Origin of the sequence: Phytobacter sp. V69, assembly GCF_965644215.1 — a bacterium.
Lineage (GTDB): Bacteria > Pseudomonadota > Gammaproteobacteria > Enterobacterales > Enterobacteriaceae > Phytobacter.
In genome coordinates, this window is sequence record NZ_CBFFRL010000245.1 from 1 (window position 1) to 2,320 (window position 2,320).

Sequence of the window (2,320 nt, forward strand, 5' to 3'; positions counted from 1 at the left end):
CCGTGGCTCGATGGTTTCAAAAAAACGGTCGAAAAATACAATCATGATACCGGAAATAACGTCAGCATCGATGCGGTGCCCTACGGTGGATTACTCGATAAAATTCGCAGTTCCGTGCGGGCGAAAGAAGGCGTCTATGATATCACGATGATTGATATCAACTGGTTAGGTGAGTTTTACGGCGGCGGTTTTCTGACACCGATTAAAAGCATTGAGGCCAGTTATCACCTGCCAGAACAAGTCCTGACATTTGGTGATGCGCTTTACTGGAATAATGCGCGCAAGGTCTTCAATAAACAATCCGGCGATCTCTATACCTTCCCGGTGACCGCGAATCCGCAGCTGTTTTATTATCGCAAAGATATTTACCAGAAGGCCGGGCTGACCCCGCCGAAAACCTGGGAAGAATTAAACGAAAACACAAAAAAACTGCATAAGCCGCCGCGTCAGAATGGCTTCCTGATTCGCGGAGGCCCACAGGATATCGTTTTTGATATTTCACCCTTCCTGCTCTCTGTCGGAGGTGGGATATTTAAGAACCCGCGCGAAGGTGACTTTAATATCATCCTGAATAGCCCGGAAACACTGCGCGGACTTAAATACTATATTGCCATCGCAAAAGCGGGTTACAGCAATCCTGGCGCATTAACCCAAGGGGAGCTAATTCAGCTTTTCTCCACCGGAAAAGCCGCACAGGCGAATATTGTGGCGGCAGGTCGCGGTCCGTTGAGTAACCCGGATAGCTCCATAGTTACGGATAAATATGGCGTCACCGTTATTCCGCATCCGGTCGGCGGAAAGGGCGTTTATGCCGCCGGGCACTGGGTTGGAGGTATTCCGCAGAATATTCCGGCGGCCAACAAGCAAGCAGCGTTGGATTTCTTCAAATGGTATGAAGAGCAGGCCAACCAGGTGTACCTGTATGAAGCCGGCGGCGTGCCGGTACGTTCCGATCTGGTGGGGGTGGCGAAAGATCCGCTCAACTTCTTACCCGCGTTAACAGAAGCCACCGCTGAGGCGCAGATTATCAGCCCGGTTAAAGAGTCCGCCCAGATTAACGCACTGCTGGGACTGCAGTTGTACAAGGCGCTGAGCGGTGAACAGTCGGCGGAAAAGGCGCTCAACACCGCCGCGCATCAGATCTATCAGTTGCTGTCAGAGGCGGGATATCAAACGCAGCTGCCGCCGGACCTGCCGGATGACGCCGCAAGCAAAGGATAATCGCCATGTCTGGACAACCGCTTTCCGTGTCCCGCTCCCTTTCCCCGTCACGGCGTCAGCGCCGTGATCTATGGCCGTGGCTGGCGCTCACACCGCTGATTGTCATTATTGCCGCGCTGATGGTCGCCCCGGTGATCCATCTTTTCTGCCTGATAACTCAGGACGTGAGCTGGCAGGACGGGCGCGCCGTCACCCGTTTTGTCGGGCTGGATAATATTCGCGCCTTTCTTGCTAACCCGTATTACTGGCCGGGGCTGGTCAATACGCTGGCGTTTTCCGTTATTGCCGTGACGCTGCAAGTTGTTATCGGTTTTGCGCTGGCGCTGGCGGTTAACGATATGAAGAAAGAACCGCGTTTACTGACTACCATCCTGCTGCTGCCAATTGTGATTTCTCCCATCGTAATCGGCGCGATGTGGCGACTGATCCTCAATAACGATTCCGGGGTGCTTAATGTAGTGCTGAGCCAGCTGGATATCGTGCCGCCCGACTGGCTGGGAATACCTTCGCTGGCGTTTCTTTCCGTGGTTGTGGTCGATGTCTGGCACTGGACACCGTTCTCCTTCCTGCTGTTGCTAGCCGGTCTGAAAGCGCTGCCCCGTGAGGTGCTGGAGGCCGCGCAACTGGATGGCTGCAGCCGCTGGCAGCGCCTGCGTCTGGTCATTTTACCCATGATGTGGCCTGCATTATTGATAACCCTGATGCTGCGTATCATTTTCTCGTTCAAGGTCTTTGATGAGATCTACCTGCTGACCAAAGGCGGGCCAGGTACCGCCACCGAGATGGTCAGCTACTCCATTTATCGCGCCTTCTTTATTGAGGACCGCGAAGGACTGGGGGCAGTGATGTCCCTGTTCACCTTCTTCATTATTGCCCTGTTGCTGGTGGTATTGAGCAGTCTACACAAGCGGAGGATAAGCTGATGCTGCTATCGCTACGCGGACGCGCCCGGCTTTCTACGGCTGGCCGTGGCGCCGCAATCACGTTGTACGCTGTGCTGGTGCTGTTTCCTTTTATCTGGTTATTAAGCACCGCCTTTAAAAAGCAAATCGACATTCTGCTCGCCCGCTTTGTGTTTACGCCGACGCTGGATACCTTG

At 53.8% G+C, this 2,320-nt stretch carries 2 protein-coding genes; both read left to right on the plus strand.

Features of this window, described 5'->3' with window-relative positions:
• A partial coding sequence (locus tag ACSZPU_RS22555; RefSeq protein WP_499003364.1) for an extracellular solute-binding protein occupies nucleotides 1-1,221 on the plus strand: 1,221 nt, incomplete at its 5' end.
• A gap of 5 nt (nucleotides 1,222-1,226) precedes the next feature.
• Nucleotides 1,227-2,144, plus strand: a complete 918-nt coding sequence (locus ACSZPU_RS22560; protein WP_499003366.1) for a carbohydrate ABC transporter permease — start codon at nucleotides 1,227-1,229, stop codon at nucleotides 2,142-2,144.
• The last annotated feature ends 176 nt before the right edge of the window (nucleotides 2,145-2,320 follow it).